The organism is Anaerococcus sp. Marseille-P9784 (genome assembly GCF_902500265.1).
Lineage (GTDB): Bacteria > Bacillota > Clostridia > Tissierellales > Peptoniphilaceae > Anaerococcus.
The window spans coordinates 419,477-446,094 of record NZ_CABVOZ010000002.1; the positions used below are offsets into that span (position 1 = coordinate 419,477).

22 protein-coding genes are annotated in these 26,618 nt (G+C 32.6%); 3 read left to right on the forward strand and 19 right to left on the reverse strand.

The features are described 5' to 3' along the window. Nucleotides 1–107: 107 nt before the first annotated feature. A complete protein-coding gene (locus GAN53_RS05895; protein ID WP_151409957.1) occupies nt 108–3,179 on the forward strand; it encodes a S8 family serine peptidase in 3,072 nt (1,023 codons plus the stop codon). A gap of 74 nt (nt 3,180–3,253) precedes the next feature. Here GAN53_RS05895 and GAN53_RS05900 read toward each other — a convergent pair whose 3' ends face one another. From GAN53_RS05900 to GAN53_RS05915, 4 genes are all read right to left on the reverse strand, one after another. Continuing rightward, complete coding sequence (locus GAN53_RS05900) at nt 3,254–3,493, reverse strand: Veg family protein (protein WP_099321018.1); 240 nt, start codon at nt 3,491–3,493, stop codon at nt 3,254–3,256. A 93-nt stretch (nt 3,494–3,586) separates the two neighbouring features. Further along, the gene (locus tag GAN53_RS05905; RefSeq protein WP_151409959.1) at nt 3,587–4,969 is read right to left on the reverse strand and encodes an aminopeptidase; all 1,383 of its coding nucleotides are present in this window, start codon (nt 4,967–4,969) and stop codon (nt 3,587–3,589) included. Between the two features lie 8 nt (nt 4,970–4,977). Then, the gene (gene htpG / locus GAN53_RS05910; RefSeq protein ID WP_151409961.1) at nt 4,978–6,819 is read right to left on the reverse strand and encodes a molecular chaperone HtpG; all 1,842 of its coding nucleotides are present in this window, start codon (nt 6,817–6,819) and stop codon (nt 4,978–4,980) included. Between the two features lie 66 nt (nt 6,820–6,885). Beyond that, nucleotides 6,886–7,266: a hypothetical protein gene (locus tag GAN53_RS05915; RefSeq protein ID WP_151409963.1), complete on the reverse strand. Its 381-nt coding sequence runs from the start codon at nt 7,264–7,266 to the stop codon at nt 6,886–6,888. A 94-nt stretch (nt 7,267–7,360) separates the two neighbouring features. Between GAN53_RS05915 and GAN53_RS05920 the strand changes: the two genes are divergently transcribed. Further along, a complete protein-coding gene (locus GAN53_RS05920) occupies nt 7,361–7,573 on the forward strand; it encodes a DUF1858 domain-containing protein (RefSeq protein WP_225791832.1) in 213 nt (70 codons plus the stop codon). A 57-nt stretch (nt 7,574–7,630) separates the two neighbouring features. Here the strand turns inward: GAN53_RS05920 and GAN53_RS05925 are convergent, their stop codons facing one another. The 13 genes from GAN53_RS05925 to GAN53_RS05985 form a co-directional block, all read right to left on the reverse strand. Then, nucleotides 7,631–9,280: a putative manganese-dependent inorganic diphosphatase gene (locus GAN53_RS05925; RefSeq protein ID WP_151409965.1), complete on the reverse strand. Its 1,650-nt coding sequence runs from the start codon at nt 9,278–9,280 to the stop codon at nt 7,631–7,633. Between the two features lie 9 nt (nt 9,281–9,289). Then, a complete protein-coding gene (locus tag GAN53_RS05930) occupies nt 9,290–10,534 on the reverse strand; it encodes a hemolysin family protein (protein WP_151409967.1) in 1,245 nt (414 codons plus the stop codon). Between the two features lie 120 nt (nt 10,535–10,654). Beyond that, the gene (locus tag GAN53_RS05935; RefSeq protein WP_151409969.1) at nt 10,655–11,461 is read right to left on the reverse strand and encodes an ADP-ribosylglycohydrolase family protein; all 807 of its coding nucleotides are present in this window, start codon (nt 11,459–11,461) and stop codon (nt 10,655–10,657) included. Between the two features lie 96 nt (nt 11,462–11,557). Beyond that, nucleotides 11,558–14,599, reverse strand: a complete 3,042-nt coding sequence (locus GAN53_RS05940; RefSeq protein WP_151409971.1) for a type I restriction endonuclease subunit R, EcoR124 family — start codon at nt 14,597–14,599, stop codon at nt 11,558–11,560. Nucleotides 14,600–14,607: 8 nt separating this feature from the next. Next, nucleotides 14,608–15,702 (reverse strand): restriction endonuclease subunit S, encoded by a 1,095-nt coding sequence (locus GAN53_RS05945; protein ID WP_151409972.1) that lies wholly within the window; start codon nt 15,700–15,702, stop codon nt 14,608–14,610. Further along, the gene (locus tag GAN53_RS05950; RefSeq protein ID WP_151409974.1) at nt 15,699–17,291 is read right to left on the reverse strand and encodes a type I restriction-modification system subunit M; all 1,593 of its coding nucleotides are present in this window, start codon (nt 17,289–17,291) and stop codon (nt 15,699–15,701) included. Before GAN53_RS05950 ends, GAN53_RS05945 begins: the two co-directional genes overlap by 4 nt. Nucleotides 17,292–17,396: 105 nt before the next feature. After that, a complete protein-coding gene (locus GAN53_RS09975) occupies nt 17,397–17,507 on the reverse strand; it encodes an N-6 DNA methylase (RefSeq protein ID WP_151410275.1) in 111 nt (36 codons plus the stop codon). A 122-nt stretch (nt 17,508–17,629) separates the two neighbouring features. Beyond that, nucleotides 17,630–17,968 (reverse strand): SdpI family protein, encoded by a 339-nt coding sequence (locus tag GAN53_RS05960; RefSeq protein ID WP_151409976.1) that lies wholly within the window; start codon nt 17,966–17,968, stop codon nt 17,630–17,632. A 70-nt stretch (nt 17,969–18,038) separates the two neighbouring features. Further along, a complete protein-coding gene (locus GAN53_RS05965; protein ID WP_151409978.1) occupies nt 18,039–18,842 on the reverse strand; it encodes a class I SAM-dependent methyltransferase in 804 nt (267 codons plus the stop codon). Nucleotides 18,843–18,934: 92 nt separating this feature from the next. After that, nucleotides 18,935–19,342, reverse strand: coding sequence for a GNAT family N-acetyltransferase (locus tag GAN53_RS05970; protein WP_151409980.1), 408 nt, complete (start codon nt 19,340–19,342; stop codon nt 18,935–18,937). A gap of 10 nt (nt 19,343–19,352) precedes the next feature. Further along, nucleotides 19,353–20,606 (reverse strand): ATP-binding protein, encoded by a 1,254-nt coding sequence (locus GAN53_RS05975; protein ID WP_151409981.1) that lies wholly within the window; start codon nt 20,604–20,606, stop codon nt 19,353–19,355. A gap of 581 nt (nt 20,607–21,187) precedes the next feature. Continuing rightward, nucleotides 21,188–22,837: a hypothetical protein gene (locus tag GAN53_RS05980; RefSeq protein ID WP_151409983.1), complete on the reverse strand. Its 1,650-nt coding sequence runs from the start codon at nt 22,835–22,837 to the stop codon at nt 21,188–21,190. After that, nucleotides 22,834–23,391, reverse strand: coding sequence for an RNA polymerase sigma factor (locus GAN53_RS05985; protein ID WP_151409985.1), 558 nt, complete (start codon nt 23,389–23,391; stop codon nt 22,834–22,836). The genes GAN53_RS05980 and GAN53_RS05985 overlap by 4 nt, the downstream gene beginning before the upstream one ends. A 210-nt stretch (nt 23,392–23,601) precedes the next feature. Between GAN53_RS05985 and GAN53_RS05990 the strand changes: the two genes are divergently transcribed. Next, nucleotides 23,602–24,921 (forward strand): NCS2 family permease, encoded by a 1,320-nt coding sequence (locus tag GAN53_RS05990; protein ID WP_151409987.1) that lies wholly within the window; start codon nt 23,602–23,604, stop codon nt 24,919–24,921. Between the two features lie 60 nt (nt 24,922–24,981). Here GAN53_RS05990 and GAN53_RS05995 read toward each other — a convergent pair whose 3' ends face one another. Continuing rightward, entirely contained in the window at nt 24,982–25,278 is a 297-nt protein-coding gene (locus GAN53_RS05995; RefSeq protein ID WP_151409989.1) for an MTH1187 family thiamine-binding protein, read from the reverse strand. Between the two features lie 9 nt (nt 25,279–25,287). Beyond that, on the reverse strand, nt 25,288–26,562 hold the full coding sequence (locus tag GAN53_RS06000) for a M18 family aminopeptidase (RefSeq protein ID WP_151409990.1): 1,275 nt from the start codon (nt 26,560–26,562) through the stop codon (nt 25,288–25,290). Nucleotides 26,563–26,618 lie beyond the last annotated feature (56 nt).

The window sequence follows — 26,618 nt, forward strand, 5'->3', positions numbered from 1 at the left end:
AATCTAAAAAGTTTATCAAGCTTTTTGATTCAGTTTTTCTATGGTCAAAATTCTCTTTTATTGATATAATCAAATAAAGTAATTTGAAAATTAGAAAGGAAATTTGTATGAAAGTATTTAAGAAGATATTGCTAATCTTAGCTGCAATGGCTTTACTTGCTCTTGGTTTTTTCTTTGGCAAAAAATATGTAAGCAAAAATCAAGAAGTGGAAAATGAAGAAATTTCAGAAGATTCTTATGATGAAAATCAATCTTTGCAAGCTACAATCAAAGAATCCTATCCAGAAAAATCACAAAGAATAGATTTTCCTGACAATAATAACTTTTTTACCATTCCCGGAAAAGATAAGATTATTCAAACAGATCTGGGGCAATATGTGGATGGCGAACTTTTCGTTGATGTGGATTTAGAAGAATTTGACGAAAATATTTTTGAAAAATACGGGGCAAATATAATCGGCAAATGCGATATTTGGGGAGGCTATCAAGTAAGTATTCCAAATAAAAGTATAGATGAGCTTGAAGCAATAGCTAAAGAAATTGGACAAGAAAATGGAGTTTTAATCTCTGAAGTCCACTGGATAATACCTACTAAATCCAATGAATACGAATATCCTGATGATAATTTTAAAATTTATAGAAGTTTTCTTAGCAAAATTAATTTTTTTGCTCCAAATTTTAACAAAAATAACCTATGGGATGATTATTCTATCGATGACGGATATGACAAATTATCAAAGATTAATAAACCTACGAGAATTGATGGGAAAAATCCATATTGGGCTTATAAGGCTACCAACTTACCATATATGTGGGAAAATATGGAATATAATGATCCTGTAAATATTGGTGTTTTTGAAAGAGGAAAATTATCTATAAGTAATAAAAATAACAATTTTAATAAGGACTTAACATATGAAGATCTAGCGCTAACAAAATTTGACGGTGAAATGAAAGCTGGCTTTGAAGAGCGTTATAAAGATGCTATAGCAAAAGAAAAAGGCCATGTTTTTTATGTTTCATCTACACTTGCTGCCAAACATAATAATATTGGATTTTCTGGCATCAGCAAAAATTCAAAAATATATAATATTTACTACGCTCCTGAACTTTTGCCATATATGTTAGTCTATTCCATATATTATTCTGGAATTGATAAGATAAATATATTTAATATTTCTTATGGTTTTAATATGGGACTGCTTTATAGTATCAATGCTAATAATGAAATATTACAAAGAGATAAGACAAACTATAAGTTAGCAAAAGCACTTGGGATAAAAAAGAAAGATTGGGAAACTTTTGTAAGTCCAAGTAATGAGGATGCCAATAAAGATAAAGAAAAAATAAATAATGCGAAAAATAGACTTAATTTAGCTCTTAGAAAGATGAAAGATGAGGGCAAAGATTTCTTGATCGTACAATCTGCAGGAAATAATAGCAAAGAAATCGCCAAAGTTGAAAGTTTGTCAAATGTAAGAATAGAAAAAACTACCATGTTTGACGACCTAGACCCTGATCTTAGAGATCATGTAATAATCGTTGGTGCTTCTGCTCCAAAATTTGATGGTGTAAAAACTTATTTTAACGAATATTCTACAACAAAAAATGTCGATATAGTTGCTCCAGGAGAAAATATTCCTGGTTATGATGAAAATGGCAACGTCATTTTATGGTCTGGAACTTCAGCAGCTGCTCCTTTTGTAAGTGGACTTGCTTCCAATCTCTACGGTGCATTTCCTGATAAAATGAATGGCTCTCTTGCAAAAAAACTAATAATTGAATCTGGAAATATGGAGGTTGTCGACTCAAGAAATGGAAGAAACTCAAAGCTCGTTGATGCAAAAAAGCTTACAGATTTAATAATAGACAGTAAAGAAAATGAAGATGAAAAAGCTAGTGAAGAAGCTAAAGAAGAAACTAGCGAAAAAACCATAGAAGCAAAAACCAACAATTTCAACGCCAGTCCAAATACGGAATATGACGACCTTGGATTTATAAAATTATATAGGGATATAATAAATAATAAAATACCTTATACCAAATACGAAGATTTTTCAAAGTATATTAAGGAATCCTACTATAATGAAGATTTGAAATTTGGAATTTGCAAAGTTTCTGACTTTAAATATCCACTATTGGTCTTATCTGCAAGTCATGAAGGTTATAATTGGTATTCGATAGTTCAATACACCGGAAATGGAAATTATAACACTTGCCTATATATGGAGCCTGCTCAAGTAGATTTACCTTCAAATTATGTTTACACCTTTGAAGACACCCTTGTATTTATCGATAATCAACTTAATGATGAAATATATCTAATAGGCAAAATTGATAATGTAATAAAAATGCTTTATGGTTATTCAAAAACTATACAAGGTCCTGCAGATGTAAGCTTAAAATTACTAGGAATTGATAAAGACAATGCAGAAGCTTTTGACGAAGAAAGCTATAATGAGCTTGTTTCTAGATTAAAACCTGTAAAAATGTATCCAATGAATGATAAAACTTATATGGAAGTAATCGATAAGTATAAATCTGGACAATCAAATGGTGATGTTGCAAGAGAAAGTCTATACAATCTAACTATCAATAATCCATATACAAATAAAATAAGTTATCACGAGTTTTCCGTCATAGAAAAAGATAGCCTATATTATTTAGATGTAAATGACTACAACAAATTTTCTATGGAAGATTCTCCATATATGACAGATCCAGAATTAAAAAAATACAAAGATCCATATTTGAAAGTATTGGAAGCAAATGATGGCAAATATATTAAGAAAAATGAAGATGGAACGTATTACTTTTGCCTTTATCCAGGATTTTTACCTACTGATGATCCTAATTATATAGAATATCAATTCCAATATTTCCCAGAATACGGAGTAACTTGTTTTGCATATAAAGATTATATGAAAGAAAAAGAAATAATATTCTTAAAAAGTGATTACCAAGGAATAATTTACAATGATAAATTATATCTAGAAGCTGATTTTCTAAGCTGGTGGATGGGTTTTATCTATGATATTAATCCATCTACCAAAACTATAAATCTGACAGAAGAAGGTCACGATATAGGCGAAGAAGGTGTAGATTATATTAGAGTTTCAACAGCTTCCTACAATTCAATGGAAGAGCTATTAGAAGATAATTTTTCTAGAATAGATTAAAAATAAGAGGCAAAAAGAAAATAATTTAGAAATTTTTGGCAAATAAAAAGGGATGTTTAAAACATCCTTTTTTTTTATTCTGCGCTTAAAAGCTCTACGGTTGATGTTAGTATATCTGAATATGAATAACTAACAGTTCGTTCGCAATCAAAATCGTTATTAACTTTTACAGTAAAGACACTAGGAAAAGCATCTACAATGACACCAGTCTTTGTCTTTATTCTTTTTCTTCCCATGTCAGCTTTTAGTATAACTTCTTTGCCAATACTATCTTTGACCTTTTCCCTGATATCATTAACAGATTGTATCTCCATCTAACCATCCTCTCATAAAATACTCATTTATATTGTACTATATAAGTAGGATAAAGTCAAATAGCTTATATTATACTAGTTCTGAATTTCTTGTCAAATATTTTGGTAAAAAGATTTGTAAGCTTCTACAGTTGAGTATAAATCAGCCTTTGACACCAATTCTGTTGGTGCGTGCATGCTTATTACTGGTGTTCCACAATCAACAACGTCCATGCAATATTCAGCAAGTATAAAGGCAATTGTTCCACCGCCACCTGCATCTACAGCTCCAAGTTCTCCTGTTTGATATATAACATTGTTTTTATCAAAAGCAGCTCTTACTTCTTGTAAATATTCAGCGTTTGCATCATTTGAGCCACCTTTTCCACCTGAACCAGTGTATTTGGTTAGGGCTACTCCGCAGCCAAATTGGGCAGCATTATCTATTTCTGAAACGTCTTTGAAGTTTGGATCATAGGCTAAAGTAACATCAGCTGATAAAACTTTTGAATTTTTCAAAGTTCTCTTAAATGATATTAGATCAGCTTTGCCCTTTAGGTTTAATAGCTCAAGGATTGTATTTTCCAAGAATTGTGAGCTCATTCCAGTTGCACCATAAGAGCCTATTTCTTCTTTGTCTACAAATAAAGCTACCAATGTTTTTTTGCTATTTTCCATTGATAAAATTGCATTTAGTGTAGCATAAGAGCAAACTCTATCATCTTGTCCATGGGCAATTATCATAGAATTATCTAAGCCAGCATTTCTTGCTTTTATAGCTGGAACTGCTTCAAATTCTGCTGTTATGAAATCTTCTTCTATGATTCCATATTTTTCGTTTAGGATTTTTAGGATATTTTTCTTAACTGGATTTTCGCTGTCTCCATCTAATGGAATTGAACCTACTATAATTTGTAGTTGTTCGCCTTTTATAACATCTCTAGCTTTTTCATCCATTAGTTTCCTTGAAAGGTGGATTAAAAGTTCAGAAATTGTAAATACTGGTTCATCTTCCTTATCTCCAATAGAAATTTCTACTTTTTCTCCATCTTTTTTATAAATTACCCCGTGTAATTCTAGAGGAATTGTTGTCCATTGGTATTTTTTTACTCCACCATAATAGTGAGTTTTCAAATATGCTATATTTGTATCTTCTGATAGTGGAACTGGTTTTAGGTCAAGTCTTGGGCTATCAGTGTGAGCTCCAACTATTGCCAAACCATTTTCTAAGTCTTCGCTTCCTATTAAGAAAAGTGCCACAGCTTTTTCTTTGTTAACTGCATAAACTTTATCTCCAGCTTTTAGAGATCCTTCTTTGATCTTTTCATCTAAGTTTACAAAGCCCTTTTCTTCGGCACGTCTTATGATTTCTTTTGTTGCAAGTCTTTCTGTCTTTGCAGTATTTAAGAAATTTATATAGTCTTTTGATATTTCTTCTAGGTCATTTTTTTGATTTTCATCAATATTTAGCCATAGATTTTTTCTTTTGTATTCCATAATTCCTCCTAGATTAATTTCCAAATATTTTTGGTATAGGTCACAGGATCTTCAATTTCAAGTCCTGCCATAAGCTTTGCCTGATCTAACAATAACAAAGCCACCTCTTTTATCTTATCATCATCTTTGGCATCTTTCAACAATTGATAAGCCTTTGAAGATGAATTTATTTCAAGAACTTTTTCAGCTTTGACATTTGGAGTATTGATTTGATTTTTGAGAGTTTTTTCCATCTCAAGAGAAATCTCTCCCCTTTGTTTTATCATTGCTGGAATATCTGCTAATTTGTCGGTAAATTTAACATCAACCACATCTTCTGGCAAGGATTTTTTGATTTTTTCTATAAGATCATTTTCTTTTTCATCCTTAGCCGCTTCTGTATCTTCTTGAGCTATTGACTTAAATTTAATTTCATCATAAGAATCAAGCATTTTTATTAAAAATTCGTCAATTGGCTGATCTAAAAATAAGACGTCTGTATCCTTATCTACTAATTCAACAGCTGGAGAATTTTTGATTTTTTCTATAGAATCTCCTGTGGCGTATAAAATCTCGCTGTCAGTAGATTTCATTTTTTCCTTGTATTCTTTTAAAGAAATTTTCTTTTCTTCATTTCTTGAATAGAAAAGTAAAAGCTCTTCTAACTCGTCTTTTTTTGCTCCAAAAGATTCATAAATGGCAACTTTTATATTATTGCCAAATTCATCAAAGAAACTTTCGTATTTTTCCCTATCCTTATCTCTAAGCTCCAACAAATGAGCATTTATTCTCTTGTTAATTTGCTTAGAAATAACCCTTAGTTGCCTATCTTGTTGGAGAGTTTCTCTGGAAATATTTAAGGTTAAATCGTCACTTTCTACAACTCCCTTGGCAAAAGAATAAGCATTATCAAGCAAATCTTCGCACCTATCCATAATTTTTACACCGTGTGTGTAAAGAGTTAGGCCTTTTTGATAATCTTTGGAATAAAAATCAAAAGGCGCTTTTTTTGGTATATAAATGATTGCCTTAAATTCTAAAGTTCCTTCAACATTAAAATGAATCCAAAAAAGTGGCTCATCAAAACCAAAATGTTGATCCTTGTAAAAGTTTATATAGTCCTCATCCTTTAGTTCATTTTTATTTTTCTTCCAAATAGGAATTTCAGAATTTAGTACATCTAGCTCTTTGTAATCCTCATATTCTGGCTTATCTTCGGTTGAATCTTCCTTTAGTCTAGTTTTTGTAACTTCCATTTTGATTGGATATCTGATGTAATTTGAATATTTATTTACTAAAGCTTTTATCCTATATTGGTCTAAATAATCATCGTAATTATCATCTTCAGTATTTTCTTTTAGAAAAAGTGTGATTTCTGTTCCATGGTCAGCTTTTTCTATTTCTTTTATCTCAAAACCATCGGCATTTTCGCTTATCCACACATATGCCTTATCAGAATTGTATTTTTTACTTTTGACTTCGATTTTATCTGCCACCATAAAAGCAGAATAAAAACCAACACCAAATTGGCCTATAAGATCGCTTATATCGGAATCCTCTACAGATTTTCTAAAACTTTCAGTTCCAGATTTGGCAATAGTTCCCAAGTTTTCGGCTAATTCGTCTTCGTCCATGCCAATTCCAGTATCTTTGATTGTAAGACTTCTATTTTCTTTATCGGCGATAATTTCTATATAATAATCTTCCTTGTGAGTTTCCTTATCGCTTTTTAAGTCCATATAATATAATTTATCCAAAGCATCTGAAGCGTTTGAAATTAATTCTCTTAGGAATATTTCCTTATTAGTGTAGATAGAATTAATCATCAAATCCATAACTTTTTTTGCTTCGGCTTTAAATTGTTTTTTCATTTCCCCTCCTTAGCACTCTAAGATCGTGACTGCTAATACTATACTAAAATTGTAGACTTTTTCAAACTAATTTTTAATTCTTTCTTCAAGAGCTTTTAGCTTTTTGGATTTTTTTACAATCTCTTTTTGAGTTTCAAGCCTATTTGCCACAAGCTCTTCTTTTTTATTTGCCAAAGCTTTTTTGCTCTTTAGGCTTGTCACCAAAAAGCTTACCACAAAAGCAATTAAAAAAATCCCCATGATTTTGCTATCATCGACAAAATTTCCTATTTTGTAAATTCCTGCTACAATTCCAGCTATAATAAGTGGTGTAAGGAAAAACTTAGCAAAGGATAAGTTGCCACCTAAGTTATTTATCTTATCATTTTCTTCTTTTAATTTTTCTCTTAAAGCTGTAATTTCTGATAAAATCTCTTCTTTTTCTTTTAATAATTCTTCTTTTTCCATTAAAACTCCTTAAATTTTTTATTTTAATCCCTAGTAAAACACTTGTCTTTGCCTAAAATTGTAGTAATATATCAATAGGAAAAGGGGGGCTTTTATGGACAATACTAACACAACAGATGAAATGGAAATTACGCGCGATATGCTTATCGGCGATATTATAAAAAACAAACCTGAAACTATCAATATTTTGCTAATGGCAGGAATGGGTTGCATAGCATGTCCATCATCCTTATATGAAACCTTGGAAGAAGCTTGCATGGTTCATGGAATGGATGTTGAATATTTGCTAAGCGAACTAAACAGATAAAAGAGCTTATTAGAAGTTTATTTTTTAAACTTCTCTAAGCTCTTTTTTTGTCAAAATTTACTTAGCAGAAAGTATTGCATTTGTAAGTCTTGGGATGACTTGTTTTTTACGACTTAAAACTCCTGGAGCTGAAATTGTTCCATTTTTTACCTTGTTTTTAAATTCTTCTTCTATATCTTCTATATATTTGCCAACTACCAAAAGTTCGCTTGTTTCATTGAAAATATCTGTAAGAACCAGTACAAAGGTCGTTTCTCCATTGCGGTCAATTTTTTCTTTCATCAATTTTGTAATTTCTTCCCTAAGAGGACTAAGCTCTTCTGGATTCATGGTCATTACTTGGCCAACTCTTATGGCATTTTCTCCAATTGTAAAAGTTTTGACATCGCCTTCTACAATATCTTTGGCGGATTTGCCCTTTAATGATGTTGCAGCCCTAAACATTTTATCTGCAAATTCTTCTACATCTAATCCAGCAATCCTACTCATCCTATTTAATATTCTTCTATCGACATCTGTAGTTGTAGGAGATCTTAACAAAAGTGTGTCTGAAATTATCGCAGCACACAAAATTCCTGCAATGCTCTTACTTGGTCTAAGTCCACTTTCCAAATACATTTCTGAAATAATAGTTGCAGTTGAACCAACAGGCTCTGCCCTAAAGAAAAGTGGGGTTGTCGTTGCAATATTTGCCACTCTATGATGGTCGATAATTTCAACTATCTCTGCTTGATCAATATCGTCTATGGATTGATTTTTTTCGTTATGGTCAACCAAAATCAATTTTTTCATCTTGGCAGAAATAAGATGGTATCTGGAAATTGAACCTACAACTTTTTTATTTTCGTCAACTACCGGATATGATCTAAATCTTGATTTTGACATAGTATCTCTTACATAATCGATGGTATCAGTCGTTTGGAAATATATCAAATCTCCAGTAGTCATTACATGGCTTATTGGAATTGTCATTGGCAAAAGCCTTGCTGTCATAAAAGTATTGTATTCGGTAGAAATTATTGTCACCTGGTTTTTTGCAGCAAATTCTTTTATTTTCTCGTCAATATCAGAACCATTGGTCAAAATTATCAAGGCAACTTTTCTTTTTATCAAATATTCCAAATATTCTGACCTATTGCCCAAAATAACTATATCGCCTTCAGCAAAATATCCATCGAAGTCTTCGTTATCTTGATTCATCGCCAAAACAGTCATTTTCCCATCAAATTTTCTAGGATTTTCTGGCAAATACAAAACTTTTGCATTCAAAACATCATTGATATTATCCAAAGGTGTATTGGCAATGCCTATTATCCTGTCATCCCAGACGTCCATATAAGATTTGGTAATATTTGATAAAGAAGCGACAGCTTTTAGCTTCCCCTGATCATCTACCACAGAAAGTGAGTGTGTAAGTCCATCTTGGATAATATCCCAAGCAGTTCTAATAGGAATTGAAGGGTCGATTGCAAAAGCCTTATCAATATCTATATCCTTTACTTGCAAAATTATAGATTCTTTAATTTTGGGAGCTTCTAAGCCAAAATACTCTAAGACAAATTTAGTTTCCGGATTTAATTTGCCAAGTCTAATAGGAATGGCCTTAACATCCCCCTGCCTATTTTTTAGATCTGCATAAGCAATAGCCGCAACTACTGAATCGGTGTCTGGATTTTTGTGTCCTGTAATATAGACTGTCTCTTTCATATAATCTCCTTATTTAAATTCCACTTTCAGCATTTCAATTTTGTACCTATCAACCTTATCAACTATCAAAACCACATTATCAATTACTATTTTATCCCCTTGAACAGGAATTCTCGATAATTTGTCGATCACATAACCACCTATGGAATCATTTTTCATCTCTTCTAAGTCCAAATTAAAATAATCGTTAAAATCGCTCAGATGCATAGAAGCTCTTACTAGGAAAGATTTTTCGCTTAATTTAAAGATATCCTTATCATCAGTATCATACTCATCGTCAATTTCGCCAACTAATTCTTCTACAATATCTTCAATACTAACAAGACCGCTCGTTCCACCATATTCGTCTATAACAACCGCCAGAGAAACATTTTCTGCTCTCATATTGGTAAACAAATCGAAAATGTGCATATTATCATAAACATAAAAGGCAGGTCTAATTATTTCTGATAAATTAATATCCTTGCCATCTGCTATGGCAGAAACAATATCTTTCATATGCAAAATTCCCAAAATATTGTCTATATTTTTGCCATAAACTGGTATTCTTGAGTGATTGGTATTTTTTAAAATTTCGTTAAGCTCTTCTTCGCTAGCATCCACACAAATTACTTCCATATTGGTTCTTGGAGTCATAATATCTGAAACATCAGAGTTTCCAAAATCAAAAACATTATTAATAATCTCACTTTCTTCGTTATTAATAACCCCTTGCTCTTCTGAAACATCGACAATAGTTTTTAAATCTTCTTCTGTAACAAGATTACTATTATTTTCTTCTCCAACAATAGCTCTTGCTATGACGCCTGTAATTTTGCCCAAAATAATATTAATTGGCTTAAAAATAATATCACAAACTCTAATTGGCTTAGCAACAGTTAGAGCAACTTTTTCGCTATTTGCGCTAGCTATATTTTTTGGTGTAATTTCCCCAAAAATCAGAACGACAATAGTAAGAATAATAGGAGAAATAACAGCTCCCCTAGCTCCATAAACATCTGTAAAAAAAACAGTTGCAATTGTTGTCGTTACAATATTTACAATATTATTGCCAATTAAAATAGTAGATAAAACAGATCCTATATTATTAACTAGTTTTTTGACTATTGGAGCATTTTTCTCTCCATCTTTTTCCATTTGCCTTATTTTAAAAATATTTACACTCGTAAGGGCGGTTTCCGATGAGGAAAAAAACGCCGATAACATCAATCCAATGATTATAGCTATTAATTGGATCATATTAATTTTACTCATAAATCCTCCTAAGATATATATATTATATCAGTAAAAGACTAGCTTACCAACAAAGAGATGTGAAAATAAAAAAATATCAAGAAAAGCTTTCTAAACTTTAACTTGATATTTTTTTGATTATTAATATCCTTTTGCAACAAATTGCAAAAACTCATTTAACTGATCTTTTACATTTGAATTTAATTTCCTAACCCACTTTTCTGGGATAGAAGAATATCCAAATCTCGCACCGGAAATGCCGCCTGCAATAGCTGCAATTGTATCAGCATCACCACCGTGATTTACCGCACCTATTATACATTCTTCAATACTTTCTTTATTGCTCCAATATAAGGCATTATTAAAAGTATTAATTATGTATCCACTAGGCTCCATCAGTTGAATTTTCCCCAAATCAATCTCTTTTCCTTCTAGGGTATTTTTTATAAGAAGATTATATTTTCTAATAGCTTCCGCACAAGTCGTATTATTGTGAGTTATCTCTCCTTGGCTAATATTTAGTTCTAGGGAAGCTTTGTCATTAAGCAAGGCACAAGGTAAGGCTCTCATCAAACTACCATTTCCAAGAGCATCTTCGTCAGGATCTATATATTCTCCTATTTGCTGGTAAAAATTTATTGCCCTAAAACATTGATTTCCTACATCTTTGGGATTAGTGTCAAGCCATTTTCCAAAACTATCTGCACAATCTTTCTTAAAATTGGCAAAGTCGTTTTTCATCAAAACTTTCATCACGCAAAGAGACATCTCTGTATCATCTGTAACATCGCCAATTTTATGATCTAACCAACCACCACCTAAAATATCATCAACCTTGCCATATTTTTCTTTTATCTCATCTTCGCTCATAAATTCCGTAGTTGCACCCATAGCATCGCCAATGGCAAAAGCAAAAAGTGCTCCCTTTAATCTATCAGTAATATCCATCTAATCATTCTCCTATTTTGCAAGAGCTTATAATTTTACGCAAATTATCGAATTTTATTTAATAAAAATCCGCTCCTTAAATATTTCTATACCCCACTAATCCAAATACACCAAGACTTCTCTTTCCACAAAGTCAGCGGCTTCGGTTCTTATTAGCTTCCTGTACCTTAGTAGGCTTATGTTTTCGCCAGTTTCTTTGTTGTAGGCGTCTTTGTCTGCGTTTCTTATAAGGCTATCTTCTCCAAGAGCCTTGCTAGCTTGAGCTCTATCTTTGAAATGACTAGTGTAGAATATTAGATCGTCAGCTTTTACCTTGTAATGATCGGAAAATTCTTTTATTTTTTCTTCTATTATTTGATTTATTTTAATGCGTGCCAGCTCTTCTATGTTTTCGCTTACAAACTTAGCTGGTTCTTTTACCATATCTTGATAAATATCTCTGTAAACTTCCGATTTTTCTGGATTGGTCTTGGCAAGTTCTTCTATGGTTTTTTCTATCTCACTATCGAATTTTTCATCATAGGTCGGGCGATTTTTTGCCTTTTCTTGCATAAGACTTGCTAGATAGTTATAGTCTATAGTTCCTTGGTGGACTGAGATTGGTTCATAGTAGAGATCTATTACCGATTCATTTCCGCCAATACCTGGACCTTCTGGACCTTCTGGCAATAATGCCTTAATATAGTTATATTGTTCAAAGTATTTTTCCAAAGTCGTAACATCTATCAAATCTTTGTAATATTCCTCATCTTGTACATATTCACTATAGACCATGACAGCTGCATTGGCCTTGTCAAATTTTTGGAAGGCTGAAACATATTCATACATTTTCTTTAGACCATATTCGACTTCTGGATTTTCTACTAGTTCAAAGCTTAATAGATCTTTTACCGCAAGGGTGAACTTCTCCTTAGATTCTTCGTATGTTGGTGCAGTTACGAAATTTTCCCCACCGTTTGAATAAAGTTTGAAGGCTTTTTCTATTGCATCTTCAAAGGCTTTTGGACTTCTAAATGTAACTATTTGCCCATAGGTCTTACGATCATCGAATAGCCTATTTGTTCTGGAAAATGCTTGAATAAGGCCTTGTGGAGTCATAGGAAATCTATCTATCAAAAGTAGGGATAAGTTTGGTGAGTCAAAGCCTGTTAGAAGCCTATCTACAACAATGACTATATCCACCTGCTCAGCTCTAGACTTATACTTATCTTTTTTCCTTGCAAGTCTCTCATTTAGGTTGCGGTTATAAGAGCCAATAGTTTCAAGTGAAAAATTCGTCCCATATTCCCCGTTATAGTTAGCTAAGGCTTTTTTCATAGCTTCTTTATTTTCGATTGTCGTATTTTCATTTTCTGCAAGAGAATAGGTTATGGCAACTTTTGGGAAATCGGAAACCATAGATTTTACCCTATCAGAAACTTTAACTTGTGAATTTCCATCAATAACTCCCCTAAAAAGCCTGTAATAATCTTGGGCATCCTTGATAGATGATGTTGTAAGGATTGCTCCGTAGGTCTTGCCCCTGCCCCTGTCTAGGGCAAATTTTCTTATCATACCATTTATTATTTTATTTATGACGGTCAGTTTGTAATCATCTTGCTGGTAAATTTTTTCTGGTATATAAGGCTCAAGTTCTTCTTTCTCGTAATCATAAACATCTATATCAGTTTTGACCTTTTCCACAAGTTCGTAGACACCTTCTCCAATCATATCCATATTTTCCACTTGAAAACCGAGAACCGCCCCATCGCCAATGGCTTCTTTGACCGTGTATTCGTGAAGTCGTCTGCCAAATTGCTCTTCTGTAGTTTGTGGCAAATCTCCCACAGCCGCTTTTTTATTTTCTGCAAAAATTGGCGTACCCGTAAAACCATACCAGAGGGAATTAACAAAAAATTTCTTTAATATATTTTGTTGGCTTGGTGAAATAGCCCTGTGGCACTCGTCTATGACAAAGGCTATTTCAAGCTTTCTAAGCTTAGAAACTTCCTTTTCTTTTAGCCATCTTTCCTTATTATTAATCAAATAATTAAGCTTTTGGACAGTTGTCACCACCACCGACCTATCCTCTGATAGTAGATGATTTTTTAGATTTTTGACATTGTCAGTTGATTCTATATCAATCGTATCATTTGCCGCATAGGCCAAAAATGAATTTGTAGTTTGCTGGTCAAGATCCACCCTATCGACTATAAAAATCGTCTTTTCAATCCTTGGAATCTGATAGAGATTGCGACTTGCCTTGTAGGAAGTTAGGGTCTTACCAGAGCCAGTTGTATGCCAAACATAGCCTGACTCGTGAAGACTTGCCGCCTTTTTTAGGGCCTTGATGGCATGTATTTGATAAGGGCGAAGGAGTATGATATTTTCCCCCTCATTATCCAAGACACTATAATGGCTAATAAGCTGGTGGGCTTGGGGGATGGATAAGACTTCTCTGGCAAAACCTTTGAGATCATCGACTGGATTATTGTCCCTGTCATTCCACCTGGTAAGAAATTTTTTGTTAAGCTTAGTATCGGTGTTGGCTGCTATGTAACGAGTGGTAGCTCCATTGGAAATTACAAAACATTGTAATAAGGAAAATAAACCCCTGTACTTATCAGTTGCTATATAATTTTTGATTTGATTGTAGGCATCCATATGGGAGACCGATCTCTTTTTTAACTCTATTTGAATCAAAGGAATACCATTTATCAGCAAAGTCACATCAAAACGAGCGTTTTGGTCAAGGCCCATAGTCTTTGGAGCGACAAATTGATTTATAACTTGGTAAACACTAGTTCCACCAGCCACATCTTCTCTTTTAAAAACCATAAGCCTTACAGTTCCAAGGCTGGCGTCTTCTCTTTGTAGAGAAACTTTGGCAATGCCATTTTCCCCAACCAAAAACTTGCCCGCCTCATAAAAAGAGGAAAAAGTCATGGCATTTTGGATTTGGCGAAACTCAGAATCTGTCAAAGGATGTTCTTTAAGAATCGACTTGTTGTTATTCTCAAGAATCCTCCTAAAATTTGCCCAAAGAGCCTCGTGGGTCTTAATTTTTGGCTCATAGGTCCACTGGCTTTTGCCAGTAATTAGCTGGTTAATGAGGTCTTTTTCTAATTTTAATTCATCATCAAATTTTATCTCTACCATAACATCTCCTACACAAACATCTTTTGGAGTAAAGATTTTTTCATTTGCTTATATGATACTAGTAATTTTTCTTCTGTTTTGATTTGGGTGTCTAGGTTTTTGAAGAATTGCCCTATTTTTTGTTGTTCTTCTAAATCAGTTAATTTTATTTCTAAAAGACTTAATCCTTCTCGTGTTATCTGTGGCTGTCCACTTCCAGTTATAAATCTGTCTAATCTTGTATTTTTTAAGTAATAATACAAATAATTTTTATTTATCTTATCGTTTTCATCAACATTTAATACCATAGAATTACCTGTAATCCAAGTATATGGTTCTACATAATTGACATTCCCAACACTTGCCCCTCTACAACAGATTGTAACTTGACTCTTTTCATGATTATAATCATTGTAATAACCAATATAGTCATTAGCTCCAAAAACTCTGAATTTTCCTCCATCAATTAAATCCTCAGAAGTAATAGTTTGAGGTTGATATACTTTCATTTTTTGTAATTCATTTAATTTGAATAAATTCCATTCCCCATCAAATCCACTAAACCTAAACTCAGGGATTAGCTCGCCTTTTTTAGGGAAGATTTTTTGGAGCATGGATTTTTTGAAATCTTCCAGCTTGGAAACTTTGCCCTCTTGCTTTTCGATTAGAGCGTCAATCTTTCTAAACAATTCTCCGATTTTTTCTTGTTCTTCAATGCTTGTTTCAGTGACTCTTATATTATTAATATTTGATTTAGACAAACTCGGTAAGCCTGTAGATTCATCATATTTTAGCCAATTAATTCTTTGAAAAACTCCGAATATATAATATAAATTGCAATCTTTATTAGGCGTAGCAAAAAAAAGTGTATCAACTGTCCAAAATGGAGCTTTTAATATCATAGGTCTATTTATGGTTCCTTTTCTTCCAATACCAATTGAATCATGTTCAGATAAAAATTCATTTACATGTGTCATTAGTCCACCAGTACCATAAACTGGGTATAATCCATCTTCTAAATGCTTGTAATCTTTTCCCGAATTTATTTTTACTAGATCACTTAATTTCTTCTCTTCCCACTCCCCCTCAAAACCAGCAAATCTCAATTGAGGCACATTTTTCATAAATCACCGCCTAAGATTTGCATAAAGCTTTCAAGTTCTTTTTTGGCTTTTTCTGTATTTGCCACAAGATTATTCATATCGGCAAGGATTGCTTTTTTTAATTCTTCTTTTTCATCGTTGATAGCTTTTATATCAGCGGAAACTTCTGCCAAGTTTATTGGTTCTTCTTCCTCGAAAGTATCCACATATCTTGGAATATTTAGGTTGAAGGCATTTTCTTCTATTTCTTCAAATTTTGCCAGATGGGCAAATTTGTCTATTTCTTCTTTGGACTTGTAGGCTTTAAATATTTTTTGGATATTTTCTTCTGTTAGCTCGTTCTTGTTGCCTTTTTTGGCAAATTCGTTGCTTGCATCTATAAAATATACACTTCTGTCAGTCTTATCTTTTCTTAGTATTATCAAAGATACGGGAATTCCTGTGGAATAGAAAAGATTTGGGGCAAGGCCAATGACTGCATCTATACAGCCATTTTCTAAGAGTATTTTTCTGATTTTTTCCTCTGCGCCAGATCTAAAAAGTACTCCATGAGGAAGTAAGATTGCCATAATTCCAGGGTTTTTTAAGTGGTAAAAGCCGTGGAGCAAAAAGGCATAGTCCGCCTTTGATTTTGGTGGAAGTACTCCGTATTCTGCAAAACGTGGATCATCCAAAAATCCCTTGCTAGCTTCCCATTTGGCAGAATATGGTGGATTCATAAGAACTGCATCAAAGTTTGTCGGCTCATCTACTGGCCAATCGTCAGATAGAGTGTCGCCTTGGTTTAGGGTCTGATACTCAAGTTTTACATCGTGAAGAATCATATTCATACGTGATAAGTTGTAGGTAGAATTGTTAAGCTCTTGGCCAAAATATCTGATAAGCTCTGACTCGTTGGAAAAATTTCTAACATTTAGGAGCAAAGACCCCGAACCAAGAGTTGGGTCATAGACTGTAAGGCCTTTTTTGTCCTCCTTGCCATCCATGGCTATCATCGCCATAAGTCTTGATACTTGATGGGGTGTGTAGAATTCTCCGGCTTTTTTGCCCGATTCTGAGGCGAAATTTGCCAGCATATATTCGTAAACATCTCCAAGGACATCGCCTGTATAGTTGGCAAAGTTAACTTTTGCAAATTGTTTCATGACATTTGAAATGCGTTTGTTTTTTTCTTGTGGGAGCTTGCCTAATTTGTTGGAATAGAGGTCAATATCTTCAAAAAGTCCCTTATAATCGTCAGCAGAACGCTCGATTTCATTAAAGGCTTGGCCAAGATCATCTAACTGGAAAGTTCCTTCTTCGATTTCCTTTATGAAATGAGTAAAGGTGTGGTTAGGTTTTATGATAAAAGAATAATTGTTTTTTAGTTCTTCTGCAAGAAGGTCAGCATCTACTCCTTGCATTTCTTCTTCATATATTTTTTGAATCTCATCAAGGTTTTCATCTTCTACTTCAAGAATCTCTCTAACTTCATTAAGCATTTTATCTGATAGGTATTTATAAAAAATGATACCAAGTAGGTAATTTTTGTACTCATTGGCATCCATCTGAGAACGAAGGTCATCAGAGGCCGCCCAAAGTTTCTGGTAAAGATTAATACTAGTTTCCATATATACACTCTCCTTGTTAGTACAATTATAACAAATGTGTTGAAAAATTGGCAATCAAAAGTAGCTATTTAGCCAAAAATTCTGATTGTCCATTTTTTTGGGTACTTATATCGGTGTTTTTATACTCAGGTATTCTGTAGGAACATCTCTCATAATTATATTCATATGTAATAAGTTGTAAGTAGAGCTATTAAGCTCCTGGCCAAAACATCTGATGTGGTCGGCGTATTGGAGAAATTATTGACAATTTAATCTCCTTTATAATTATGGCCTATAAAATAATTACTATATAATAGTTACTCTATGCAACAAAGCTACAATTAAATTTTTAATAAATTCTAACTATTTTCTTTTTTTGATAATGCATTATTAACTTTGTATCCAATGATGAAGTAAAATAACATTTGTAATATAACTATAATTGTCATAGTTTTAATATTTAGACAATTACTAAACATTAGTATAATATTTAGCAACATAAAAGATAAGGCATATAATCTCAAAAGTTTAGCTGCATACTTATGCGCATGCTTCCAGTTTTGTTTTGATTTTGTACTTAATGCTGTTCTAAACCCACTATATTTAGCAATATCCCCCTTTGCTTTGTACTCATAATAAAAAGATAAAAACAACCCTGATATGGGCAATAGACTAATTACAACTTTTTCAAAATACATACGTAAACCTTCCCACTTTTTTAGTTTCTTTACTAATGAGGATGATCCTCAACAAACATTTTAAGTATTTTTACTTGGTTTTACAAACAAATATATAATGATTACTTGCCCCTAATAATTCTTCTTTGTCACAATGAGCGAGGTGCCAGTCAATATATCTTTGATAAGATAGATCACTCATATTATTAATCTGTTTTTGTAACAATTCAGAAAATCCACTAGAAGCAATTTTTCTAATGATTTTTAGGTTTTCCATTTCAAGCATTTCAATACATTCTGACAAGGTAAAGAATATAAAAGGTCTATTAATAAGTCTTTGTGTGCCAGAGTTATATCCTTCTGTTTCAAAATAATTTGATTCATAAACCATTTCCGTCATTGGAATCATGTCATGGTTTATAAAGGATACCAGGATATAACCTCCATCCTTAAGGACACGCTTCGCTTCTTGAATTGTTTGTTTTCTATCTTCTTTTTTAGACAAGTGATACATAGGACCAAAAAGCAGGACCATGTCGAAATACTTATCCCTGAGTTCATCCATGTCTAGTGAACTTTTATTTTCAACTGTAACATTATGAAATTTATTATTTTTGATTTTTTCTTTTAATTGTTTATAGTTATTTGTTGCAGGTTCGTAAGCGACAACTTCATTTACTTTTTCAGCTAAAGGTATAGTATAAACTCCAGTCCCTGCTCCAACATCTAGAATTTTTGAATCTTGATTTATAAGACTATAAATTTCTTTTAATGTTGTAATCTTTTCAACTTGCCCCGATTTACTAAAAAGTCTTTTTTCTTCATCAAAAAATTTATATAACTCCTCATTTCTTTTTAAGTCATCATCTATTTTTGAAATTTCTTGAAAATCCATATCATACTCCTATTATTATTATGCCGTGTGTCCTAAAACATAATATATCTTTACTATTAGCTTTGTAATGATAAAAAAACTTAAAACAAATTTTATTTCATAAAAGCCACAGACTTATATTTGCTAACCTTTGTAAATCCGTTCTTCTCATAAAACTTTATCGTTTTGTCAGTGTCATCTGTCAGCAAAATAATTTGTCGAATATCTTTATACTCATCAAGAATTATTTTTAATAGCTGACTTCCAATTCCTTTTTTCTGGTATGCTTGTAAAACTAAAATATCTTGAATATAAATAATTGTTGAGCTATCACCTACTACTCTTGCTAAACCTACTAGCAAATCATCATCCCAAGCTGTCCAAACTTTCAAGGAGTTGCTTATAGCTTGTTCTAGTTTTGATGGATTAGATGTGTAGGCCGTCCAAGAAACGTCACTGTATAAATTTATGATACTGTCTATATCTGGTATTACTTGCTCTTTTATTATAATTTCTCCCAATGTATTCTCCTTAGATTATGACTTTCTTATATTTAGTTGATCTTCCGCCACCAATTTTTTCAATCAAGTTTTTATTTATTAATTCCTCTAGCAAATTGAGAACTTTGGACCTGCTATATCCGCTTATTTCTGCTATAGATTTCGTGGTATCGTTACCTTTACTTATTAATGATAAAATCTGATTTTCTTCATCGGTTAAATCTATCTTCTTAATTACTGGAAGTATTATTGAAATAGAGTTTTGGCTTATATTAAACTTTGGTCTAGTGTAGTATTTTTTGTAGGATTCAATTATTCTTCTAATACCAGTACCAAATTGTTCGATAATATCTAATCTAAAGAATACATTTGCAATAATTGGATTTCTTATTACAGATAGGTCACCTTTTAAATACTCTTCTTCAGTTATTGTTTTTGGAAGCCCTCCAGGCGAGGATATTTCTATCCTATCATCATACATAGAAATTCTTATATTGGATTTAATATCCCATCTTCTATGAACCAAAGCATTTGCAACAGCTTCTCTAAAAGCATCTTCAGGTATTTGTTGATATCTGTTACGTTTAGATCCTTCAATTTTTTCATATTGGTAGTTGCTTTTATAAATAGCTAGGCTATCTTCAAACTGTTTTAAAATTGATTGACCACTGAGATTTTTTCTTTCAAGTATGGTATTGATATCTTCGCCAAACCTAGCTATATCAATTCCAACCATATCATTAGTGTCAGAAAACAATTCTCCAGCAATTGAATAATAATCATATTCATTACTGTATAGCTCTAATGTTTTTAGGATATCTAGATTTAATTCATTTATATTCAGTTCTTTTTTTAGTTCTTTTTCTAGATAATCAAATGTAAATTCTTTTTGATTACTTTTTAGCGAATCATACGATTTATTAGAACTTTCTAATATGAGGCTTTGGAGCTCTAGATTGTCCATTTCAATACTCGATGTCCCATGTCTAATATAAGCTTTTGAATTATAAAAGTATGGCTTATGCTTACCTGCTTTTACTTTCAAAGTTAAAGTTGAATTATCATTTATTTTTAGACTATATGTGGGATTTGGGTTTATAGAATCATTTATAGTATTTTCTATATTTAAAGCAAGGATATCAGGATTTTCTAATCCCACAAGCTCTCCATCATCATTTATTCCAAATATTATCTCTCCACCTTCATAATTTGCAAAGGCACTGACAGTTTTAAGAAAAGATTTGCTAAATTTTTCTTTTAATTCTAGATTTGATGTTTCTTTCATATATACCTCTATTAATATTATATATTTATTTTACGAGAATACAAAATAATCAAATAAATTTTACGCGAATAATCACGCGAATAGTTATTCACGTAAAATTATTCTATGTGATTATTATTTTACTATCCTTTTCACTGGAGAATTGGCTATAATTAGTCATTTCCCAATTTTAATAATCTCGTAAATTATTTTGTGCGAATAAGTTTTAATGAGCTTATTCGCACAATCATATTAAAAAAGAAATTTAAAGAATATGATAAAGTCAAAACTTTAGTTGAAAAAAGATGGATATCCACCAACCACTATTGGTATTATCGTAAGTTTTTATCCTAATTTTGATTATTGTTAAGTCGAACTCTGGGACACTGATGGAAATCCTGAGATGTAGTAACTTATGAAACAAAGAAACTCAAATTATTTTAAACACACTTGTCGGTATTAATATAACAAAAAGGCTATTTCAAGCTAAAGAAATACCAGAGCTAGTTTAGTTCTAACTCTGGTATTAGATCCAACTTTATGGGGTCACCTTATTTTAGGTGCTTTTAAGATTGGCTGATTTTTCAATTAAATGGCTTCGTTTATTTCTTACCGCTTACTTCCATATAGTAGTGGTCTTGGTCTTTGGAGAGGCTAAGTCTCTTAATGTTTTTTTCTAAATCAAAGGCAAAGTTTCTTTCTACTATGTCTAACTTGCCGTAGTCGATGATTTCTGTTTCGAATTTATCCAAATCTATGGATGAACCTATCTTACTTAATAAATCGTATCCAAATACTCCTTGCTCATTTCTCTCACCGTAGTAGTCGTAGGATCCTTGCTTGTAAGAGCTTATAGTTATTTGGCTTGTTTGATTTTCTCCTAGTTCGATTTCAAATTCAGCAAAGATAATTCTTTGGGTGTTTGTTACATCCATTAGGTCTATATTGCCATCTTCGTATCTCATCATTGGTTTTTCGCTCAAAGAACCTGTGGTAAAGAGTTCCTTGATGTAGAGAGCTTTGAATTCTTCGTAGGATAAGGTGTATGATGGAATATTGTGATTTTCAATTTTCCAGGAAGCAAAGTCTCTTTGTCTGGATTCTTGATTTTCTTTATAGTTGTCATATAGGATTGGAAGGGCCAAGTCTAGGGCAGAATCTAGGCTCATTTCCTCTCTTTTTAGGTCTGCTCCAGCATTTTTTAAATTATTTCTAAGCTTAGATGATGTGCCATCGTAGCCGTCCCAACCTCCTGTGCTTTGAGCTTCGATTGTGACTTTTGGTGTGTCCTGGCCTAGGATAATTAAATAGTGCTTATCTTTATGGTAGGGGTTTTCACCCTCTTTTGGGATGGAATATTGGTAAAATTCTTCTTTGCCATCATCAAATTTGCCAAACCCGTCAAAACCTAGGCTTAGAACCTTGGACTTATCCCTATCAATTTCTATTCCTGCTACTAGGGTTGGATTTTCATCTTCAGGGCTTTCATCACAGTAGCTATTTGTAAAGCTATAAACTGTTACTGGAATATCCCTAGTGTCTGGGGCTTGGTTTAGAGCGTCTTTTAAATATGACCCGTCATTTAATGTTTTTTGGTAGTCTTCCCAGGACATATAATCCCTAAGGTTGAGGGTTTCTTCTGGATCTATTTCATTTTCTGTAGAAACAAAGTCCCCTGTATATTTGCCATAAGACAATTTCGCCTGCAAAACTTTCCCGTCTTGGTCAATTTTGGGGTATGAATAGGCCAAGTCATCAGCGCTTGATACAAAAGGATAGAAGAGTTTTATTTTCTTTGCAGGTCCAGTGTTTTTTATCTGATATTGGTCTGTTAGCAAGGCTGTTCTCGGGCTTTGATCTGCAGCGTTTGTAGTAAAGAAATCAAAAGTTAATTTACGGTCAGCCTTTATATCCTCTTTCTGGTCTGTAGAGTCTAGGATTAGGGGTAGGATTGGTCCCTCATATTGCATAAATTGGCAAGACTCATCAGTTGTTATTTCTTGGGATGGACCCAACTCTTGCCTAGAATCAGAGCCTGGAAACTTATCTTTCAAAAATCTAACAGAAACAACGACTAAGGCTAGACATGCTGCAAGGGCAGCAAATTTTTTCCATGAAAAAGCTTTATTTTTGACCTTGGTGGTCGGCTCAATGATTTGACCCTCTCTTGATTTATAGGTATCTTCTTCTAGATCGCCCATAGCCTTAAAGAGAATTTCGGCATTTTTATTTTCCTTATTATTCTTACTCATAATAGTTCCTCGCTTTCTAAGCTGTCTTTTAGATTTTTTCTAAGCCTATGAAGCTTTGTTACAAGATTGTTGTACTTATAATTTGAATTTGAGGCGATCTCCTTGATAGGCATAGCGTAGAAGTAACGCTGTAGAAAGATTGTTTTATCTTCGTCAGATAAGTTGTTGACGAAGTTATTTAGAAACCTTAACAAGTCCCTATAAATTAGTTCTTCTTCCAAATCATAGGCACTTGGGATGGCTTCATCTAGCTCATCAAGTATTAATGGCATTTGCCCTCCTCCCCTTTTTTCGGCATGGTTTTTTCGATAGGAATCTAGGGATAAATTCCTTGTGATTTTTGCCAGAAATAATTTGAAAACATTGGGATTTTGAGGCGGAATTGTTCTCCAAGTCGTAAGATAGGTATCGTTGACGCATTCCTCTGCACTTTGAAAATCCGCCAAAATATTGTTAGAAATTTTAAAGCAATATGGTCTATATTTTAGGTCTGTTTCTTTTATTGCAGCTTCATCTCTATCAAAATATAATTTGATTATGTCCTTATCATCCATCAATGCATTCACCCCCTCTATCCTATAAGACGTATATTATCAAGAAATATTACATAGATCTTATATTTTTCCCAATCTGATAAAACTATTCATATTATATCAGATATTTATTTGGAATTTTTTATTTTCTTCCAATAAATTCGATATTACTTAGCAAAAATAGTAAATATTTAGTATAATGACCTTGTATCATTTAATAAGGAGGATTAGATGGAAAAGGAAACGTTTAATGAGAGAGTTTTTAAACTCAAAAAACACGGTACTGATACAAAAACCGAGATTATGGCTGGTATTACTACTTTTATGACCATGAGCTATATTCTTGCAGTTAATCCTAGTATCCTTGGCGATGCTGGTATGGATTCTGGTGCAGTGTTTACAGCTACAATTTTAGCTTCTATTGTTGCTATGCTAATGATGGCTTTTTATGCTAATATGCCATTTGCTTTATCTGCTGGTATGGGTCTTAATGCATTTTTCACTTACACAGTTGTTATGCAAATGGGTAAACCATGGCAATTTGCTTTGACTGCGGTATTTATTGAAGGACTTATTTTTATACTTTTATCTTTCACAGGTTTTAGAGAAGCTTTGTTTAATTCAATTCCTATAAATCTAAAAAAAGCAGTTTCTGTAGGAATTGGTTTATTTATTGCTCTTATTGGCTTGCTAAATGCAGGTATTGTTGGTCTTGGTGAAGTTTCACTTTCTTTGAATACTCTTGCTAGCAAGGAAGGTTTTGTATTTTTCTTAAGCTTAGTTATCATGGTTGTGATGACTGCAAGAGGAGTTAAGGGTGCTTTGCTTTGGGGTATGCTTATTTCAACAATTATTTCTTTATTTTTGGGCGTAAGTCATTTGCCTGATGGAAATGCAATTGTTTCAGCACCACCATCAATAAGCCCAATTGCTTTTAAATTGGATTTCTCAAATGTATTTTCTCTTGAAATGTTCTCAGTTTTGTTTGCATTTTTGTTTGTAGATATTTTTGATACAATCGGAACATTGACAGGAGTTGCAACTAAGGCTAATATGCTTGATGAAAATGGAAATTTACCTGATGGATCTAAGGCTTTACTATCTGATGCTATCGGAACAACATTTGGAGCTTTGCTTGGTACATCAACTATTACAACTTTTGTTGAATCATCTGCAGGTGTTGCAGAAGGCGGAAGAACAGGTCTTACTACACTTACAACAGCAATTTGCTTTGCAATTGCAGCATTTTTCTTCCCACTATTTTCAATTATTCCAAGTCAAGCAACATCAGCTGCACTTGTAGTAGTTGGATTATTCATGCTAACAACTGTTGCAGAGATTGATTTTTCAGATATTACAGAAGCATTCCCAGCTTTCATGACAATTTTGATGATGCCTATAACATATTCAATTGCTGAAGGAATTTCTTTTGGAATGATTTCTTATGCTGGAATCAAACTTTTAACTGGAAAAGGCAAGGAAGTATCACCATTAGTTTACATTCTAGCTTTGGTATTCTTAGCAAGATACTTACTTCCATTATTTTCATAGTTTTTAGAAAATTTTATAATTTTAAAAGGATTGCCAATTTTTGACAATCCTTTGTTTTTTTTATAATTTACTTTTTACTGATTTTACCTTATCTTCCATGTGGTAATTTTTATCTCTTCTATCGTCCATTTTTATTACTGTATAAACCCTATCTGAACCAGCCTTAAAAACTTCTTCTTGCATTTTTCTTGCAATTTCAAAGCACTTATCAGGGTCTGCTTCAATTACAGTTCCCATTGGGTTTAGATCGTGCTTTACATCATAATCTTTCAAAATTCTACTAGCACTTGCCACATACTTACTTACAGAAGTTTCTTTGCTTCCAATTGGTATTATACAAATTTCCATTACTGCCATAATTTCCTCCTAATATTCAACTTCATAAAATGCCTTATAAATTTTGTAGGCCTCGAAATGATCATCTATGCCCCCAAGTTCTCTAATTGAGTGCATGGCAAGAATCGGCTCTCCTACATCAATTGATTTGATGCCAATTAGGCTTGATGCAATTGGTCCAATTGTTGAACCACCTTGTTTATCATTTCTATTATGAAACTTTTGAATCTTACAAGAAATTTTATTTGCAAGATCGATTAGTCTAGGATTTGATCCTATATTTGATGAATAAGCGCCATTTGCTGCAGTTTTTATCACCAAACCGCCATTCATTTTGATTTTATTGGTTGGATCAGAATATTCCTTGAAATTTGGATGAATTGCGTGTGCTTGGTCAGCAGAAATGAGGTAGGAATTATTCATAGCTATATAAAAATCCTCTTCATCCAAAGAATTTAAAAAACAAATTCTTTTAAGAGTATCTTTCAAAAACGGCGAAAAAGCTCCAGCAGCTGTGCGTGATCCTATTTCCTCATTATCATTTAAGACTAGGACATTATTTTTCTTATTATCCGCATGGCAAAGTGCCATAAGAGATGCATGGACAGAGCCAAGATTGTCAATTCTACCAATTTGGTACATATCGTTGATAATAGTTCCTTTTTGCCTATCATAAAGTCCCAAATCGTAATCAAGTATGTCAGATGCCTTTATTGATAATTCTTCTTTGATTAAATTTTCAATAAAACCACCATCAAATTCAACTGTAATAGTCTTTACTATTGGATATAGATGATTTTGTGGATTAAATTCAAAACCCTTATTGGCTTCTCTATTCATGTGAATGGCAGGATTAGGGATAGTTAGTAAATCTTTATCAAAATTTACCAAAGATTCTTTTATCTTACCATCTTTTTTGTAAGAAACTTTTCCTGCAAGAGATAAAGTTCTATCAAGCCAAGTTGTATAAATCATTCCTCCATAAGGCTCGATATTAAATTTCAAATATCCCTCATCTTTGATTTCTGGATTTGATTTGATTTTAAAAGTTGGACTATCAGTGTGAGAGCCAATAATATCAAAACCCTTTGTCAAATCAGATGAAAGAGTAAAGGCGATTAGAGCTGAACCGTTGCGGGAAACATAATATTTTCCACCTTTCTTAATTTCCCATTTTTTGTTTTCTTTTAGCTCTTCAAAACCATGATCCTTTAAAATTTCCTCTGCATTTTTTACTGCAAAATAATTTAAGGGACTAGCATCAATAAAATTAATTAAATCTTTACAAAATTCTAAATTATTCATAAAATTAATATACTCCTCTTAAATGAAAATAATAAATATATGTTAGCTATGGCAAG

Bases quoted from the DNA above. Each gene is read 5' to 3' on its own strand.
- GAN53_RS05895 (WP_151409957.1), top strand. From the start codon at position 108: ATGAAAGTATTTAAGAAGATATTGCTAATCTTAGCTGCAATGGCTTTA.
- GAN53_RS05900 (WP_099321018.1), bottom strand. From the start codon at position 3,493: ATGGAGATACAATCTGTTAATGATATCAGGGAAAAGGTCAAAGATAGT.
- GAN53_RS05905 (WP_151409959.1), bottom strand. From the start codon at position 4,969: ATGGAATACAAAAGAAAAAATCTATGGCTAAATATTGATGAAAATCAA.
- htpG (WP_151409961.1), bottom strand. From the start codon at position 6,819: ATGAAAAAACAATTTAAAGCCGAAGCAAAAAAAGTTATGGATTTGATG.
- GAN53_RS05915 (WP_151409963.1), bottom strand. From the start codon at position 7,266: ATGGAAAAAGAAGAATTATTAAAAGAAAAAGAAGAGATTTTATCAGAA.
- GAN53_RS05920 (WP_225791832.1), top strand. From the start codon at position 7,361: ATGGACAATACTAACACAACAGATGAAATGGAAATTACGCGCGATATG.
- GAN53_RS05925 (WP_151409965.1), bottom strand. From the start codon at position 9,280: ATGAAAGAGACAGTCTATATTACAGGACACAAAAATCCAGACACCGAT.
- GAN53_RS05930 (WP_151409967.1), bottom strand. From the start codon at position 10,534: ATGAGTAAAATTAATATGATCCAATTAATAGCTATAATCATTGGATTG.
- GAN53_RS05935 (WP_151409969.1), bottom strand. From the start codon at position 11,461: ATGGATATTACTGATAGATTAAAGGGAGCACTTTTTGCTTTTGCCATT.
- GAN53_RS05940 (WP_151409971.1), bottom strand. From the start codon at position 14,599: ATGGTAGAGATAAAATTTGATGATGAATTAAAATTAGAAAAAGACCTC.
- GAN53_RS05945 (WP_151409972.1), bottom strand. From the start codon at position 15,702: ATGAAAAATGTGCCTCAATTGAGATTTGCTGGTTTTGAGGGGGAGTGG.
- GAN53_RS05950 (WP_151409974.1), bottom strand. From the start codon at position 17,291: ATGGAAACTAGTATTAATCTTTACCAGAAACTTTGGGCGGCCTCTGAT.
- GAN53_RS05960 (WP_151409976.1), bottom strand. From the start codon at position 17,968: ATGTATTTTGAAAAAGTTGTAATTAGTCTATTGCCCATATCAGGGTTG.
- GAN53_RS05965 (WP_151409978.1), bottom strand. From the start codon at position 18,842: ATGGATTTTCAAGAAATTTCAAAAATAGATGATGACTTAAAAAGAAAT.
- GAN53_RS05975 (WP_151409981.1), bottom strand. From the start codon at position 20,606: ATGAAAGAAACATCAAATCTAGAATTAAAAGAAAAATTTAGCAAATCT.
- GAN53_RS05980 (WP_151409983.1), bottom strand. From the start codon at position 22,837: ATGAGTAAGAATAATAAGGAAAATAAAAATGCCGAAATTCTCTTTAAG.
- GAN53_RS05985 (WP_151409985.1), bottom strand. From the start codon at position 23,391: ATGGATGATAAGGACATAATCAAATTATATTTTGATAGAGATGAAGCT.
- GAN53_RS05990 (WP_151409987.1), top strand. From the start codon at position 23,602: ATGGAAAAGGAAACGTTTAATGAGAGAGTTTTTAAACTCAAAAAACAC.
- GAN53_RS05995 (WP_151409989.1), bottom strand. From the start codon at position 25,278: ATGGCAGTAATGGAAATTTGTATAATACCAATTGGAAGCAAAGAAACT.
- GAN53_RS06000 (WP_151409990.1), bottom strand. From the start codon at position 26,562: ATGAATAATTTAGAATTTTGTAAAGATTTAATTAATTTTATTGATGCT.